The organism is Paraburkholderia sp. J63 (assembly GCF_905220245.1).
Lineage (GTDB): Bacteria > Pseudomonadota > Gammaproteobacteria > Burkholderiales > Burkholderiaceae > Paraburkholderia.
The window spans coordinates 129,838-145,707 of the sequence record NZ_CAJMZF010000006.1; the positions used below are offsets into that span (position 1 = coordinate 129,838).

General features: G+C 64.9%; 12 protein-coding genes. 9 read left to right on the forward strand and 3 right to left on the reverse strand.

Translation table 11 applies throughout. The features are described 5' to 3' along the window. The first annotated feature begins 44 nt into the window (after positions 1-44). On the forward strand, positions 45-926 hold the full coding sequence (locus U5775_RS09180) for a LysR substrate-binding domain-containing protein (RefSeq protein ID WP_322057815.1): 882 nt from the start codon (positions 45-47) through the stop codon (positions 924-926). Positions 927-1,476: 550 nt separating this feature from the next. Next, on the forward strand, positions 1,477-1,872 hold the full coding sequence (locus tag U5775_RS09185) for a BON domain-containing protein (protein ID WP_322057816.1): 396 nt from the start codon (positions 1,477-1,479) through the stop codon (positions 1,870-1,872). A gap of 182 nt (positions 1,873-2,054) precedes the next feature. On the opposite strand, the gene U5775_RS09190 is transcribed toward U5775_RS09185, so the two are convergent. Next, positions 2,055-3,008 (reverse strand): LysR family transcriptional regulator, encoded by a 954-nt coding sequence (locus U5775_RS09190; RefSeq protein ID WP_322057817.1) that lies wholly within the window; start codon positions 3,006-3,008, stop codon positions 2,055-2,057. A 253-nt stretch (positions 3,009-3,261) separates the two neighbouring features. Between U5775_RS09190 and U5775_RS09195 the strand changes: the two genes are divergently transcribed. Together U5775_RS09195 and mmsB are read left to right on the forward strand one after the other, a co-directional pair. After that, complete coding sequence (locus U5775_RS09195; protein WP_322057818.1) at positions 3,262-4,788, forward strand: CoA-acylating methylmalonate-semialdehyde dehydrogenase; 1,527 nt, start codon at positions 3,262-3,264, stop codon at positions 4,786-4,788. 40 nt (positions 4,789-4,828) lie between these two features. Beyond that, a complete protein-coding gene (gene mmsB / locus U5775_RS09200; protein ID WP_322057819.1) occupies positions 4,829-5,719 on the forward strand; it encodes a 3-hydroxyisobutyrate dehydrogenase in 891 nt (296 codons plus the stop codon). Positions 5,720-5,789: 70 nt separating this feature from the next. Here the strand turns inward: mmsB and U5775_RS09205 are convergent, their stop codons facing one another. Then, positions 5,790-6,866, reverse strand: coding sequence for a phytoene/squalene synthase family protein (locus U5775_RS09205; RefSeq protein ID WP_322057820.1), 1,077 nt, complete (start codon positions 6,864-6,866; stop codon positions 5,790-5,792). Between the two features lie 362 nt (positions 6,867-7,228). Here U5775_RS09205 and U5775_RS09210 point away from each other — a divergent pair, with 362 nt between their 5' ends. Both U5775_RS09210 and bamA read left to right on the forward strand, forming a co-directional pair. Next, on the forward strand, positions 7,229-7,627 hold the full coding sequence (locus U5775_RS09210; protein WP_322057821.1) for a hypothetical protein: 399 nt from the start codon (positions 7,229-7,231) through the stop codon (positions 7,625-7,627). A gap of 189 nt (positions 7,628-7,816) precedes the next feature. Then, positions 7,817-10,066 carry an outer membrane protein assembly factor BamA gene (gene bamA / locus U5775_RS09215; RefSeq protein WP_322057943.1) on the forward strand — a complete coding sequence of 750 codons (2,250 nt, stop codon included), beginning with the start codon at positions 7,817-7,819 and terminating at the stop codon, positions 10,064-10,066. Positions 10,067-10,098: 32 nt separating this feature from the next. Here bamA and U5775_RS09220 read toward each other — a convergent pair whose 3' ends face one another. Beyond that, on the reverse strand, positions 10,099-11,049 hold the full coding sequence (locus U5775_RS09220) for a LysR substrate-binding domain-containing protein (protein ID WP_322057822.1): 951 nt from the start codon (positions 11,047-11,049) through the stop codon (positions 10,099-10,101). 123 nt (positions 11,050-11,172) lie between these two features. Here U5775_RS09220 and U5775_RS09225 point away from each other — a divergent pair, with 123 nt between their 5' ends. The 3 genes from U5775_RS09225 (at position 11,173) to U5775_RS09235 (ending at position 15,868) form a co-directional block, all read left to right on the forward strand. Beyond that, positions 11,173-12,348, forward strand: a complete 1,176-nt coding sequence (locus tag U5775_RS09225; RefSeq protein ID WP_322057823.1) for a M20 aminoacylase family protein — start codon at positions 11,173-11,175, stop codon at positions 12,346-12,348. Positions 12,349-12,448: 100 nt separating this feature from the next. Further along, on the forward strand, positions 12,449-13,777 hold the full coding sequence (locus U5775_RS09230) for an MFS transporter (RefSeq protein WP_322057824.1): 1,329 nt from the start codon (positions 12,449-12,451) through the stop codon (positions 13,775-13,777). Positions 13,778-14,323: 546 nt separating this feature from the next. Further along, positions 14,324-15,868 (forward strand): efflux RND transporter periplasmic adaptor subunit, encoded by a 1,545-nt coding sequence (locus U5775_RS09235; RefSeq protein WP_322057825.1) that lies wholly within the window; start codon positions 14,324-14,326, stop codon positions 15,866-15,868. Positions 15,869-15,870: the final 2 nt, after the last annotated feature.

Here is a 15,870-nt window from a genome sequence, read left to right on the forward strand (position 1 = left end):
CCAGCGAGAGATTTCAGCCGCGATTGTGAGTAGAATTTGACGTCATGTCACGATCGCTTCCTCCCTTGCAGGCCCTGCGTGCGCTAGAAGCGGCGGCGCGGCGGCGCAGTTTCAGCCGCGCGGCAGAAGAATTGCATTTGACGCACAGCGCCGTGAGCCACCACCTGCGAGCCCTCGAAGCGGAGCTCGGCGTCGAGCTGTTTCGCCGCGCCGGCAGCCGCATGATTCCCACGGCGGCCGGCGCGCAGCTTGCCGAGCGCGTGCGGCGCAGCCTCGAAGAGCTGCGCGAGGCGCTCGACGCCACGCGTCCGGGCGTGAGCGCGGTGACGCGGCTCGAATTGAGCGTGATGTCCGATTTCGCCTCGGTCTGGCTGATTCCGCGCCTGGGCGACTTCTACGACCGGCATCCCAACGTCGATCTTTCGCTGCGCATGCACGCCGACGTCACGCCGCCCGATCCCTATCCGTTCGATATCGGCATCTGGCATCGGCGCGTGGATGAACCGGGCTTCCAGATCCGCAAGTTGCTCGACGACCAGGTGGTGGCCGTCTGCAGTCCCGCTCTGCTCGCGCGCTACCCGGCGTTTCGCATCGAAGATCTCGCCGCCATGCCGCTGCTGCGTTTCTCGCGCCGCTCGTGGCGCGACTTTTTCGATGCGGCGGGCGTGGCGGCAGGCGAGCCCGAACGCGGGCCGGTATTCGACGACGCCGGCCTCCTGCTGCAAGCCGCAGTGGCCGGGCAAGGGGCCGCCACGGCGCGCCTGCAGCTCGCGCGCGGCTTCATCGACCGCGGTGAGCTGGTGCAGTTGGGACAGGTGCGCATTCCGGCGTCGCTCGATTATTACTTCACGTGGCGCGAGGGCCATCCGCGTGAAGCGGCGATCCAGCAGTTCTATCGCTGGGTGAAAGCCCAGCTCGCCAATTGACCGGCTGATAAGCGCCATTTTCTTTCGTGAGTAAATGCGGGTAAAACCTGTGCTCGCGCCTGTCAACGGTATCCGATTGATACGCGTTGCTCGTCGATAAGGATGCACAATACGGCGCGAATGCAATGAGTCAATGCAGGCGAATGCAGTGTTATTCATGACGCATGCACCTGATTGGCGCATATAGCGAAATGGTTGCATCGTTCGCCCATGAAACGAATGGACTGACGGTAAACGCTATTCAATAGCATTTCATGATTTTGGGTGGTCCAGTACCGGAAGTTGAGTGCCGGCGCGCCTTGCGGGATGCCACAAATCGTCTGCGGATTGAACTGAAGCAGAGGTAAAGTGCACTGATGCGAAATAGTGACGACGACACCTTTCGCATCAAGTCTGAAATAAATGGAGTATTGTTACTCCCCAGTGCAATGCGGCGAGGTCGGCCATGAAGTCAACTGCATTGGCAGCGTCTGTATACCGGTAGTGAATGGTGTGTAGTGCATGGGTCCCTCGAGGGCCATCAAAAAACTGTGACAACAGGAGAAACCGCATGAAGGCTATTCAGGCGTTCACACTGGCAGCCGGCGCTTTGCTGGTTGCCGCTTCGCTCAACGTTTATGCGCAGGACGCCGCAAGCGCCCCCGCCGCCACGACGGCGACCGCTCCGACCGACGCCGCCCAGGCCAACGTCAAGCAGTCGAAGGCAGACCTCAAGAAGGCTCGCGCCGCCAACCGTGCGCTTTCGCGCAAGGTCCGTGCAGCGCTCGCCAAGGACAAGAACATCAGCGTGGCCAACATCACCGTGCGCGCCAAGGACGGCGCCATCGTCCTGCAAGGCACCGTGCCGGAGCAAGGCCAGGTTGACCACGCTGCGGAAGTGGCGAAGGGCGTGGCTGGCGTGACCTCGGTCAAGAACGCGCTGACGATCCGTCCGGTCGGGACCTGATCGCCGGCGTTCGGCGCAGGCCGGGCGCCTCGGGCGGCCCGTGTTGCGTGAACCCTGGCTGAATGGCATCTGGAACGGGCTCGAACCGGCCCGGATGCATTCGGATTCATCCTGAAAGCCGCACATGCAATCCGCGAACCGGATTGCATGTGCGGCTTTTTTTATTGGCGCCGGCAGTGCAGTCAGGGGTCGATATAGTGCATGTGCGGCGACTCGCCCATCAGGAGCCCATGGTTCGCGTCGGCGGCCGCGCGCAGATAGTCCCAGAGCGACGTGATGCGCCGCAGCTTGCGCAGATCTTCGCGGCTGCAAAGCCAGAAGCGCCGCGTCACGACGATTTCCTCGGGCAGGATCGCCACGAGCCGCGGATCGGGTTCGGCCATGAAGCAGGGCAGAATGGCGAGCGCGCTGCCCTGCAGCGCGGCATGGTATTGCGCGATCACGCTCGTGCTGCAGAGGTTCACCGAGACGTTCGGCACCGTGCGTTCGAGGTAGAGCAACTCATGGCTGAAGGCGAGATCCGCGACATAGCTGATGAATGCGTGATGGCGCAAGTCCGCAGCCGAGCGAATGGGCGCGTGCCGCGTGAGATAGTCCGGCGTTCCATATAGGCGCAGACGGTAGTCGCATAGCTTTGTATAAACGTACTGGCCGCGCTCGGGACGTTCGAGCATGATCGCCAGATCGGCTTCGCGCTTCGAGAGGCTCACGAAATGCGGCACGGGCAGCAGATCGATCGACATGTCGGGATGCTTGCCCGTGAAGCGCGCGAGTTGCGGCGCAAGAAAGAAGCAGCCGAACCCCTCGGTCGATCCCACCCGCACGTGGCCCGAGAGCGACTGCGCACCGAGCGCGAACTGCTCGCTCGCTGATTGCACCGTGCTTTCGATGGTATCGGCGTAGGCCAGCAGGCGCTGGCCTTCGGCGGTCAGCACGAAGCCGCCCGAGCGCGATTTGTCGAACAACACTGTGCCCAGCGCCGCCTCCAGCTCGCGCACGCGGCGCGCCACCGTCGTGTGGTCGACGCCGAGGCGCCGTGCCGCGCCGCTCGCGCGCTGCGTGCGCGCCACCTCCAGGAAATAGCGTAAATCGTCCCAGTTCAGTGTCTCCATCGGCCTAGTTGTGCTTTTTTGCATATCGGATGGGCTTTTTCGTCTCTATACCGTGGATATTCGAATAACTATACTCGGTTGCAGGCCGCTGCAATACACGGTCGTCTATAACTAGGATGGAGACAAACAATGCACACGCAGCCCCCCACGCGCGACCCCATCCCCGGAACGCACTTTGCGTGCGTTCGCACCACGACCGACGCAACCGGCAATTAGATCGTAATCCTGATTATCCGGCTCAGGCCGGCCCGTTCAGCCCTTTCATAGAGAGTTCAAGATGAACGCAGTTACCCAGGCCTCCAACGCTCATGCTTCGACCGTCAAGCTGTTGATCGACGGCGAGTTCGTCGAATCGAAAACCACCGAATGGCGCGACATCGTCAATCCCGCCACCCAGGAAGTGCTGGCGCGCGTGCCGTTCGCGACCGTCGAGGAAGTCGATCGGGCGGTCAAGAGCGCGCATGCCGCGTTCGCGACGTGGAAGAACACGCCGATCGGTACGCGCGTGCGCATCATGCTCAAGCTCCAGGCGCTGATTCGCGAGAACATGTCGCGCATTGCTCAGACGCTCACGGCCGAGCAGGGCAAGACGCTGCCCGATGCGGAAGGCGACATCTTCCGCGGCCTCGAAGTGGTCGAGCACGCGTGCTCGATCGGCACGCTGCAACAGGGCCTGTTCGCGGAGAACGTGGCCGGCGGCGTGGACACCTATACGCTGCAGCAGCCGCTCGGCGTATGCGCGGGCATCACGCCGTTCAATTTCCCCGCGATGATTCCGCTGTGGATGTTCCCGATGGCGATCGTCTGCGGCAACACCTTCGTGCTCAAGCCTTCGGAACAGGACCCGCTCTCGACGATGCAGCTCGTCGAGCTCGCCGTCCAGGCCGGCATTCCCAAAGGGGTACTAAACGTCGTGCACGGCGGCAAGGAAGTCGTCGATGCCATCTGCTCGCATCCGCTCATCAAGGCCATTTCGTTCGTGGGCTCGACGGCCGTGGGCACGCATGTCTATCGCCTCGGCAGCGAGCATGGCAAGCGCGTGCAGTCGATGATGGGCGCGAAGAATCACGCGGTCGTGCTGCCCGACGCCAATCGCGAGCAGGCGCTCAACGCGCTCGCGGGCGCGGCGTTCGGCGCGGCGGGCCAGCGCTGCATGGCCACCTCGGTCGTCGTGCTCGTGGGCGAGGCCCAGCAGTGGATAGCCGAGCTCGTCGAGAAAGCGAAGACGCTGAAAGTCAATGCGGGCCATGAGCCGAAAACCGACGTTGGCCCGGTCGTCTCGCGCGCCGCGAAAGCGCGCATCCTGAGCCTGATCGAGTCGGGCGTGAAGCAGGGCGCCACGCTCGCGCTCGATGGCCGCGACGTGAAGGTGCCAGGCTACGAAAACGGCAACTTCGTCGGCCCGACGGTGTTCACGAACGTGAAAACCGATATGGACATCTACACGAACGAGATCTTCGGGCCGGTGCTCGTGGTGCTGACCGCGAATACGCTCGACGAGGCCATCGCCATCGTCAACGCGAATCCATTCGGCAACGGCGTGGGCCTCTTCACGCAAAGCGGCGCGGCGGCGCGCAAGTTCCAGAGCGAAATCGACATCGGCCAGGTGGGCATCAACATTCCGATTCCGGTGCCGGTGCCGTATTTCAGCTTCACGGGCTCGCGCGGCTCGAAGCTTGGCGATCTGGGTCCGTACGGCAAGCAGGTCGTGCAGTTCTATACGCAGACCAAGACCGTGACGGCGCGCTGGTTTGACGACGCCACCCTTAACACCGGCGTGAACACGACGATCAACCTGCACTGAAGCACGGGCTCGCCTCGCTAATTTAAAGGGAGAATCGCTCATGAAAATCGGTTTCATCGGGCTGGGCCACATGGGCGCGCCGATGGCGCTCAATCTGATCAAGGCGGGGCATGCGCTCACCGTGTTCGATCTGAGCGCCGAGGCGTTGCAGACCCTGATCGATGCGGGCGCAACCAAAGCCGCTTCGCCCAAGGCCGCAGCCACGGGCGCCGAATGGGTTATCACGATGCTGCCCGCAGCGGCGCACGTGCGCACCGTGCTCACCGCCGAGGACGGCGTGCTGGCGGGCATCGGGAAGGGCGTGACGATCATCGATTCGAGCACGATCGATCCGGCGAGCGCGAAGGCATTCGGCGTGCTCGCCGCGGCGCACGGCAATGCTTTCGTGGATGCGCCGGTGTCGGGCGGCACGGGCGGCGCGGTGGCGGGCACGCTCACGTTCATGGTGGGCGGCAGTGCCGCGCTCTATGAAAGCGTGAAGCCGGTGCTCTCGGGGATGGGCAAGAACATCGTCCATTGCGGCGAGACGGGTACGGGGCAGGTCGCGAAGATCTGCAACAACCTCGTGCTCGGCGTCACCATGGCGGGCGTGGCCGAGGCGATGGCGCTGGGCGAGGCGCTCGGCATCGACTCGAAGGTGCTGGGCGGCATCATGAATACGTCGACGGGCCGCTGCTGGAGCTCGGACACGTATAACCCGTTCCCGGGCGTGATCGAGACGGCGCCTTCGTCGCGCGGCTATACGGGCGGCTTCGGCACGGACCTGATGCTCAAGGACATGGGCCTCGCGACCGACGCCGCGAAGAGCGTCCATCAGCCCGCCTATATGGGCGCGCTCGCGCAGCAGCTCTATCAGGCGATGAGCAGCCACGGGGACGGCAAGCTCGACTTCTCGGCCATCATCAAGCTGTATCGCGGCGAGAAGGGCTGACGCGGGTTCGACGCGTAGTGTCCCGGTGCGTGCCCTGATCGGCACGCGCCGTTTTTTTTCAGGCGTTCGGTTATGCGTTGCCGAGGGCGGCGATGCGCGTTTCGATACGCGCGAGCAGCCGCTTGAACCACCGGTTGAGCAGCGCATTGGAAGGCGCGATCAGCGTCGAGCACGCGAGAATGCGATAGACGTCGTTGCGCGTGAGCTTGGACGGCCGAGCGGGATCGAGCCAGTCTTCGTTGTCGATCAGCAGCTCCAGCGTTTCGAGGCCGATCAGGATCGGCCACAGGCAGGCGAGCCGCAAACGCACGGAGAGGCGCGGCAGCGCGAACGTGTAGTCGATGGCCGCGCGGAAGTGATCGAGCGCGATGCGCACGAGCCCGAACATCAGCGGCCGCGCGCGTGCGGACGTACCGGGCTGGAGCAGGTCCTCGGGCGTGAGGCCGGCCTGCGCGAGCATGGTCGCGGGCAGGTAGCAGCGGCCGATGCGCAGGTCCTTGCCGCAATCGCGCAGCACGTTCACCATCTGCAGCGCCTTGCCGAAGCGCACGCCGCGCTGGTACATGGTCTCGCGCAGCGCGGGGGCGAGCGTGCCGGGCAGATGCATGTAGGTCATCCTGGTCCAGAACTCGCCCACGCAGCCCGCCACGAGGTAGGTGTAGCGGTCGAGCGCGTCCCAGGTGCCGAGCGCGGCTACCTTGCCCGAGCGCTCGTCGGGGAAGGTGTTCAGATCGAATTCCATGCCTTGCGTGAGCGTCGTGACGATCTCGCGCACGGCGCCGCGGTCGGTTTCGTCGAGTTGCGCGAGCACGTCGAGCGCGCCGCCCAGCGATTCGAGCAGCAGCTTCTCGTCCGATTGCGTCTGCTGGCCCGCGACCTCGCTCGCGATGCGCTGCAAGGTGTCGTCGTGGGCGCTGACCGGCGCCGTGCCATTGACGCGCTCGCGCAGCGCGAGCAGCAGCGCGAGGCGCTGGGGCGGCGGGATCAGCGAGGTGTCGGCGATAGTGTCGGCGGCGCGCGCGAGCAGGTACGCCTCCCCCACGGGGTCGCGCATCCCGGCGGGCAGCACGCGCATGGTGAGGTAGAACGAGCGGGAAACGCCTTTGAGCAACGGACCGAGCAGGAAAGCCCGATTAGAGTTCTGCATGTCGATGGGGGCAGTGGAACGGCAGCCGCATTGTAGCGTGCGAGCGATCCACAAGAAGCTTTCGGGTCGACATGGCCCCCTGGGCGGATATTCATCCGCCTGTCTGCCTGCTGTCAGGCGCGGTAATCGCTTCGGTTACCGGGTGTTTCACGCGCCGCGTTGCGAGCGAGCCGAAGCGGGAAACTGAAAGGCGGGCAGCGGGCTCGACGCAGGCCGCTCCGGACGCTTCGGCCGCGCGCGCGTCGAAGCGCATGGCATGCGCGGCAATATTGATGAAAGTAATTCACGTAACACGCGGGTAATTGGGCGCATAGCCACGCCGACTAGACTCCGCCGATGCTTTTCGTCACGGAGCGCCATCCATGTCCACGTCTACGTCACTTGCCATCGATTCGCTGCGCGGCTTCGAGTTGAGCGCGGACGGCCAGTATCTGATGGTCAACGGCAATCAGCCCGATAGCGTCTCCCTGCACTGTTCGGTCATGCACGAGTTGCTGGCCGCGCTCTCCAACGCGATCGGCCGCTCCGAGCGCATCCGCCACAAGGCCGCGAGCGTGAAGTTCGCCATGCCCTGCGAGGCCTGGGAAGTCGGACGGGAGTCGGGCACCGTGCAGCATCTGGTGATGAGCTTTCGCTTGCCCGGCGGCGCGGAGCTCTCGTTTCGCCTGCATCCGGCGCAGGCGGCGCACATGACCGAAGTGCTGACGCTGGCCACCGGGCTTGCCGCGCCGCGGCGGCCGGGCGGGGCGCGCATGCAATAGCGCAGTCCGGGCGCAGCTTTGCGCGCTGTCTTTCAATCAAGAGTGCGAACGCTTTCGCCGCGATCGCTTGTCGCGTCGCGCACGGCTGCGCGGCGTTTTCCGTTGGCCTTTTTCCCGACCTCCCGCATGACGGTTTCATCCCCTACGCGCTACGCTCGCGCGCTGACCCTCGCCGGCTTCGGCCTCGGCATGACCGCCACCGCGCATGCCACCGAGCCCTTCGTGGTCCAGGACATCCGTATCGACGGGCTGGCGCGCATCGAGCCCGGCACCGTGTTCGCCTATCTGCCGATCAAGCAGGGCGACACCTTCACCGACGACAAGGCCTCCAATGCCATTCGCGCGCTCTACGCCACGGGCTTTTTCAGCGACGTGCGCATTGCCACCGAAGGCAGCACGGTCGTCGTGCAGGTGCAGGAGCGGCCCGCCATCGGCACCATCGACTTCGCGGGCATCCACGAGTTCGACAAGGACAACCTCACCAAGGCGCTCAAATCGGTCGGACTTTCGCCGGGGCTCGCCTACGACAAGGCGCTTGTCGACAAGGCCGAGCAGGAGCTCAAGCGCCAGTACCTCACGCGCGGCTACTATGCCGCCGAAGTCACCACCACGGTCACGCCGATCGACCGCAATCGCGTGGGCCTGCTGTTCTCGGTGATCGAAGGCCCGAGCGCGAAGATTCGCCAGATCAACTTCATCGGCAACAACACGTTCAGCGAGGGCACGCTGCTTGACGAGATGCAGCTCTCCACGCCGAACTGGTTCTCGTGGTACACGAAGAATGATCTGTACTCCAAAGATAAGCTCACGGGCGATCTGGAGAACGTACGGAACTACTATCTCGACCGTGGCTACCTGGAGTTCAACATTGACTCCACGCAAGTTTCGCTCTCGCCCGACAAGAAGGACATGTATCTGACCGTGTCGATACACGAGGGCGAGCCCTATACGATTTCGGGCGTGGGCCTCGCGGGCAATCTGCTCGACCGGGAAGCCGTGCTCAGGAAGCTCATTACGGTGAAGGCGGGGCAGCGCTTTTCGGCGCAGAAGCTCAAGGACACGACCAAGGCGCTCGTCGACAAGCTCGGCGAGTATGGCTATGCGTTCGCGACCGTCAACGCCGAGCCGCAGATCGATCAGGTGCACCATACGGTGAACCTGACCTTGCAGGTCGATCCGGGGCGCCGGGTGTACGTGCGTCACGTGAATATCACGGGTAACACGCGCACGCGCGACGAGGTGATCCGCCGCGAGATGCGCCAGCTCGAAAGCTCGTGGTTCGATTCGAGCCGCCTCGCGCTCTCGAAGGACCGCATCAACCGGCTCGGCTATTTCACCGACGTCGAAGTCACGACGGTGCCGGTGGAAGGCACGCAGGACGAAGTCGATGTGGACGTGGCCGTGACCGAGAAGCCCACGGGCACGATCTCGCTGGGCGTGGGCTATGGCTCGGGCGAGGGGCCCATCATCTCGGCGGGCGTTTCGCAGGACAACGTGTTCGGCTCCGGCACCAGCCTGTCGCTGAACGTGAATACGGCCACGACCTATCGCACGCTTTCGGTCACGCAGATCGATCCGTATTTCACGATCGACGGCATCAAGCGCATCACCGACGTCTACTATCGCACCACCGAGCCTCTCTATTATTCGAGCACCAACGACACGAGCTTTCGCATCATTTCGTACGGCGCGGACACGAAGTTCGGCATTCCGTTCTCCGAGACCGACATGGTGTATTTTGGTCTGGGCATCGAGCAGGATCGTCTCGACATCGATGCGACCACGCCGCAGACGTACAAGGACTATGTGGACGACTTCGGGCGCGTCTCGAACACGGTGCCGCTCACGGTGGGCTGGTCGCGCGACAACCGTGACAGCGCGCTCGTGCCGAGCCGCGGCTACTATGCGCAGGCCAACGCCGAATATGGCACGCCCATCGGCACCGAATACTACAAGGCCGATGCGCAAATGCAGTACTACTACTCATTTGCGCGTGGCTTCGTGCTGGGGCTGAACTTTCAGGGCGGCTATGGCAACGGGCTCGGCGGTAAGCCCTATCCGATCTTCAAGAATTACTACGCGGGCGGTATTGGCTCGGTGCGGGGCTACGAGTCGGGCTCGCTCGGTCCGCGCGACGCGACCACGGGCGACCCGATCGGCGGCTCGAAAATGCTCGTCGGCAATATCGAGCTGACCTTCCCGCTGCCGGGCACGGGCTACGACCGCACACTGCGCGTGTTCACCTTCGTCGACGGCGGCAACGTCTGGGGCACCGAAGGCAACAGCACCGGCGCGAACGGGCTGCGCTACAGCTATGGCGCGGGCCTCGAATGGATCTCGCCGATCGGCCCGCTCAAGCTCGACCTGGGCTTCCCGATCGTCAAGCATGCGGGCGATCAGTATCAGAAGTTCCAGTTCCAGATCGGCACGTCGTTCTAGTTCTGGACGGCGACGCAGCCCGCCTGCGCCCCTCAGATCAGCAGTTCGAGCGAGTGATAGAGCCGGCGCCGCTCGGGGTCCTGGGAAGCCTCGCCCGCGCGGATCGCCTCCTTGAGGCAGGCGAGAAAGCATTCGGCGGCGGCGGAAAGCGGCACGCCGCGTCGTGCCACCACGCTCACCACGGTGCGGTCCACTTCCTCCTGTAGCGCGAGCGCGCACAGGTTATCGCGCGCGAAGCGCGTCTCCACGAGCGGCCAGGGAAAGATGCTCGCCATGTCGGTGTTCATGATGAGCCCCATGGCCACCACGAACGAATGCGCGAGATGCACCGTGCGCGGCAGCGGCAGGCCGTGACGGCGGAAGATGTCGTCGGTGACCATCTCCTTGCTCGCCGGGTCCCAGTTGAGCAGCCATTCGCAGTCCTGCAGTTCCACGAGCGTCTGGGCATGTTCGAGCGGATGGCCACGGCGCACGACCACGGCGGATTCGGTGGCGAAGATGGGCGTCTGCATGAATTCGGCGTGCAGCGAGGCGAGGCCGGGCTTGCCGAGCGAGAAGTCGAGCGTGCCGTCGCGCAGGCGCGGCATCACGATATTGAGTAGTCCCTCATAAAACTCCAGCTGCATGCCGGGCATGCGCTCGCGAAAGCGCGTCACCGCGTCGGGCAGGAACGAGAGCGCGAGCCAGGGCGTCACGCCGATCGAGAGCTTGCCGCCGCCGTGGCCGCGCCGCGCATCGAGCTCGTCCTGGGCGCGCGACATCTGGTGCACGATGGCCCGCGCGTGCACGAGCAGCGCCTGGCCGGCGTCCGTGAACGCGATGCCGTTCGCGTTGCGCGTCACGAGCGCGATCTGCTGCTCCGCCTCGAGCTCGCGCACGGCCTTGGTCGCGGCGGCCGGCGAAATGCCCAGCGCGCGCGCCGCCGCGCGGATGCTGCCGGTATCGGCCATGGCGACGAGCGCCCTGAACTGGTGGAACTTCATAAGGGGAAACCCGAGTGAAAACCTGCGGTTGGCGGGCTAACCATTTTAGGGCTGTCGGCGACCAGGCGACGTCATTATCCTGAACCGTCACGCAATGGATGGCTTGAACGCAGGAGACGACGAATGAACACGATGGCGATTCCCGCTGCAATCGCGGATATCGAAGAGGAAATGATCGCGCTGCGCCACGCGATCCACGCGCACCCGGAGCTGGGTTTCGAGGAGTTCGTGACGAGCGATCTCGTCGCGGAGCGGCTCGCCCAATGGGGCTACGAGGTGCATCGCGGGCTGGGCGGCACGGGCGTCGTGGGCACGCTCAAGGTGGGCACGGGCAAGCAGCGCCTCGGCCTGCGCGCCGACATGGACGCGCTGCCCATCCAGGAGGACACGGGGCTCGATTATGCGAGCCGCGTACCCGGCAAGATGCACGCGTGCGGCCATGACGGCCACACGGCCATGCTGCTCGCGGCGGCCAGGCACCTCGCGCAGTCGCGTTCGTTCGACGGCACGCTGCACCTCATTTTCCAGCCCGCCGAAGAAGGGCTCGGCGGCGCCAAGCGCATGCTCGACGAAGGGCTTTTCGAGCGCTTCCCCTGCGATGCGGTCTTCGCCATGCACAACATGCCGGGCTTTCCCACCGGCAAGCTCGGCTTCCGCCCGGGGCCGTTCATGGCGTCGTCGGACACGGTGATCATCGACATCGACGGCCGCGGCGGTCATGGTGCGGTGCCGCACAAGGCCATCGATCCCGTGGTGGTGTGCGCGAACGTGGTGCTCGCGCTGCAGACCATCGTGTCGCGCAACGTGCCGCCGCTCGACATGGCGATCGTCACGGTGGGCGCGATCCACGCGGGCGAGGCGCCCAACGTGATTCCGCAGACCGCGCAGATGCGCCTTTCTGTGCGTGCGCTGCGTCCCGAGGTGCGCGACCTGCTCGAAGAGCGCATCACGACGCTCGTGCACGCGCAGGCGAGCGCCTACGGCGCGACGGCGCGCATCGATTACCAGCGCCGCTATCCGGTGCTCGTGAACGACGCGGAAATGACGGCGTTCGCGCAAGACGTGGCGCGCGAGTGGCTCGGAGAGGACGGTCTCATCGACGATCTCGCTCCGCTTACCGGCAGCGAGGACTTCTCGTTCCTGCTCGAGCAGTGCGCGGGCAGCTATCTGATCATCGGCAATGGCGATGGCGAAGGCGGCTGCATGGTCCACAACCCCGGCTACGATTTCAACGACGACTGTCTCGCGACGGGCGCCTCATACTGGGTGAAGCTGGCCGAACGCTTCTTGCGCGCCTGAGCTGGGCCATCGCCCCGGGCGTATTCGATCAAGAGATGAGCTTTGCATGGGATCGGAACAAGGCGTTAAAGCGCCAACTCTGATCGACAGGAGACCCACAATGAACGCCACTTCGCTGCAGCCCCAGGCGGGCGCGCCCGCGCAAGGCCACACACGCGCGTCGCGCGCGAAGGCCATCGCCGCGATCACGCTCGGCAACGGCCTCGAATTTTTCGACTTCACGGTCTACAGCTTCTTTGCGACCACCATCGGCACGCTGTTCTTTCCGGTGCACGGCGCGCTGAATCAATTGCTGCTGGCCGTGGGCAGCTTCGGCGTGGGATTCATCGTGCGGCCGCTCGGCGGCGTGATGATCGGCGCGTTCGCCGACCGCGCGGGCCGCAAGGCGGCCATGACGCTCACGCTCTGGCTCATGGCGCTCGGCTCGGCGATGATCGCGTTCGCGCCCACCTATGCGCAGATCGGCCTCGCGGCGCCCGCGCTCATCGTGCTCGCGCGGCTCGTGCAGGGCTTCGCGGTAGGCGGCGAAGTGGGCGCCTCGACGACGATGCTGCTCGAATACGCGAACGACCGCACGCGCGGCTTCTACGGCAGCTGGCAGTTCGTGAGCCAGGGGCTCAACGCGGTCTGCGGCGCGCTGCTCGGCGTGGCGCTTTCGGCGGCGCTCACGCCCGCGGCGCTCCAGAGTTGGGGCTGGCGCGTGCCGTTCGTGATCGGCATGCTGGTCGTGCCGGTGGGCGTCTACATCCGCCGCCATCTCGACGAAACGCTCGAGCACACCGAGCCCGTCGACATGGCCGCCCCCGTGACCGAGGCCGTGCGTCCGCTGCGCGAAATCTTCTCGCGCCATCGCGCGGCGCTCGTCGCGGGCGTCGTCACGACCATCGGCGGCACGGCGGCGAACTACATCGTGCTGTTCTATATGTCCACCTACGCGATCAAGATCCTCGGCCTGCCGATGTCGGTGGGCATGAGCGCCGCGCTCGTGGCCGCGCTCGTCACGGCCGCGTGCTCGCCGTTCGCCGGCATCCTGTCCGACCGCGTGGGCCGCAAGCGGGTGCTCGGCTACTCGCGCGTGCTGCTGATTGCGGTGATCTATCCGGCATTCATGCTGATCCACGCCGTGCCCACGGTGCCGACCGTGCTGGCCGTCGTGGCCGTGCTGGGCGCCATCGTCGCGTTCACGGCGGTGCCCAACATCGTCATGCTGCCCGAGCTGTTTCCGCAGGCGATCCGCGTGACGGGCATGTCCATCGTCTATTGCGTGGGCGTCTCGATCTTCGGCGGCTTCGCCCAGTTCTTCGCGACCTGGCTCATTCAATTGCTCGGCGACCCGCTGGCGCCGGCGTGGTATCTGATCGGCTGCGGCGCGGTCTCGCTGCTGGCGTTGCCGCTGATCCGCGAACCGGCAGGCCGGCCGCTCGACTGAAGCGGGCTTGACCGGCCAATGCTGCTGACTCGATAAAAGCAGGCCAACCGCAGACCAGCGGCAGACCGGCCGGCAGGCCGGCACCGCGTAACAGACTTCCGCCCTCATGCGCCGCGCAATTCTTGCGCGGCGTTTGCATTTCCGTCCTTGAGCGGTCTGTCTTTTGAGCTCGAACGCTCATCCAATCGCTTCGAATGTTTGCAATCCGATTTATTCGATTCGTTGCTTTAAATGCAACTTTTCGCGTGATTATTTCGCAATGCATAGCGAATATTGATTGCCGGCAAAAACGTGCTGACTGGCGGCAAACTTGATCGTGTGCTTAAGGGAATCGCTGTAAGATTTTGCACCGAGCTTCAAGGCGACGCAGCCCATCCGGCATGACCGGATTCGCCTCGAGTTCGTCGGTCCAGCGCAGATCGTCGACAACGGAGAAACAGTATGGCAAGCGGAAATTGGGTGGCACGGCTGTGCCTGTCCCTGGGTATGGCGTTCGGGGTTGCTGCGTGTCACGACAAGACGCCTGTTGCGTCGGCACGACCACCCGTGAATGTGGACGTCATCAACGTCGCGCTGCGCGACGTGCCCGTGATGTTCGACTATGTAGGGCAAACCGAAAGCTCGCAGCAAGTCGAGATTCGCGCCCGCGTAAACGGCTTCCTCGAAAAGCGCGTTTATGAAGAAGGCTCGATGGTTCATCAAGGCGACGTCATGTTCCAGATGGACCGCAAGCCGTTCCAGGCTTCGCTCGATGCCGCGCAAGCCGAGTATGCGCAGCAGAAGGCGCGGCTCGACACGGCGCAGGCCAACCTCAATCGCGTGCGTCCGCTCGCGGCCAAGAACGCACTGAGCCAGAAAGACCTCGACGACTCCGTGGGCCAGGAACAGGCCGCCGCCGCCGCGCTCGAACAGGCGCGCGCCAATGTCACGAGCGCGAAACTGAATCTCGGCTATACCACGATCACGGCGCCCGTCACGGGCCTCTCGAGCTTCGCGAAGAAGCAGGACGGCTCCTATATCGACGCGAGCAACAGCCTGCTCACCTACGTGGCGAAACTCGATCCCATGTGGATCAACTTCTCGCTCTCAGAAAACGAGATGTTGAACCTGCGTTCGCAGACCAAGAGCGGCGCGCTCAAGCTGCCGCAGATTGGCGAGCTCGAAGCGGTGATCGTGCTGGCCGACGGCAGCATCTACCCGCAGCGCGGCCATATCAAGTTCGCCGATGCTTCGCTAAGCGAAGAGACGGGTACCTATCTGATTCGCGCCGAGGTGCCGAACCCGAACGGCACTTTGCGGCCGGGCCAGTTCGTGCGCATCAAGCTGCTGGGCGCCCAGCGCGCGAGCGCGGTGGCGGTGCCGCAGGTCGCCGTGCAGCAAGGGCCGCGAGGCGCGTTCGTCTGGACCGTGGACAAGGATGGCAAGGCGCAGCAGCGCGCAGTCGAGACCGGCGAGTGGAACGGTAACGACTGGGTCATCAGCTCGGGATTGCACGCGGGCGACCACGTCGTCATCGACAACACGCTCAAGCTGATGCCGGACGCGCCCGTGAAGGCGACGCTGGTGCCCACGCCCGCGGCCAGCGTGAATATCGGCGGGCAGGGCGGCGCGGCCGGGGCCAATGGTGCTAATGGCGCCAACGGTGGGAATGGTGCGAACGCGGCTAACACCGCCGGCAACGCCACGAACGCAAACGCCGCGAACGCGAAAGCCGGCACAGGCGCGACGAGCGCGGCTCCGGCAACCACGGCCGAGGCAGGCGCATCGGGGCAGACGCAACTGTACTTCGCGCCGGGCAGCGCGAGCCTCGACGCGCAATCGGCCACGGCGCTCGCCACGGTCGCGCAGCATCTGGCCGCGTCGCCCGATACGCGCGTCGTGATCTCCGGCTATACCGATGCAAGCGGCTCCTACGCGCAGAACGAGCGCCTCGCCAAGTCGCGCGCCGGCACCGTGCGCGCGGCGCTGATCGTCGCGGGCGTGCAGGATGCGCGCATCGAGATGCGCAAGCCCGCGAAGATCGTTGCCACCGACCCGCCCGACCAGTCCCGCCGCGTGGACGTGACGCTCTCTCCCGCAGCGGGAGGCTGAGC

Bases quoted from the DNA above. Each gene is read 5' to 3' on its own strand.
- U5775_RS09180 (WP_322057815.1), top strand. From the start codon at position 45: ATGTCACGATCGCTTCCTCCCTTGCAGGCCCTGCGTGCGCTAGAAGCG.
- U5775_RS09185 (WP_322057816.1), top strand. From the start codon at position 1,477: ATGAAGGCTATTCAGGCGTTCACACTGGCAGCCGGCGCTTTGCTGGTT.
- U5775_RS09190 (WP_322057817.1), bottom strand. From the start codon at position 3,008: ATGCAAAAAAGCACAACTAGGCCGATGGAGACACTGAACTGGGACGAT.
- U5775_RS09195 (WP_322057818.1), top strand. From the start codon at position 3,262: ATGAACGCAGTTACCCAGGCCTCCAACGCTCATGCTTCGACCGTCAAG.
- mmsB (WP_322057819.1), top strand. From the start codon at position 4,829: ATGAAAATCGGTTTCATCGGGCTGGGCCACATGGGCGCGCCGATGGCG.
- U5775_RS09205 (WP_322057820.1), bottom strand. From the start codon at position 6,866: ATGCAGAACTCTAATCGGGCTTTCCTGCTCGGTCCGTTGCTCAAAGGC.
- U5775_RS09210 (WP_322057821.1), top strand. From the start codon at position 7,229: ATGTCCACGTCTACGTCACTTGCCATCGATTCGCTGCGCGGCTTCGAG.
- bamA (WP_322057943.1), top strand. From the start codon at position 7,817: ATGACCGCCACCGCGCATGCCACCGAGCCCTTCGTGGTCCAGGACATC.
- U5775_RS09220 (WP_322057822.1), bottom strand. From the start codon at position 11,049: ATGAAGTTCCACCAGTTCAGGGCGCTCGTCGCCATGGCCGATACCGGC.
- U5775_RS09225 (WP_322057823.1), top strand. From the start codon at position 11,173: ATGAACACGATGGCGATTCCCGCTGCAATCGCGGATATCGAAGAGGAA.
- U5775_RS09230 (WP_322057824.1), top strand. From the start codon at position 12,449: ATGAACGCCACTTCGCTGCAGCCCCAGGCGGGCGCGCCCGCGCAAGGC.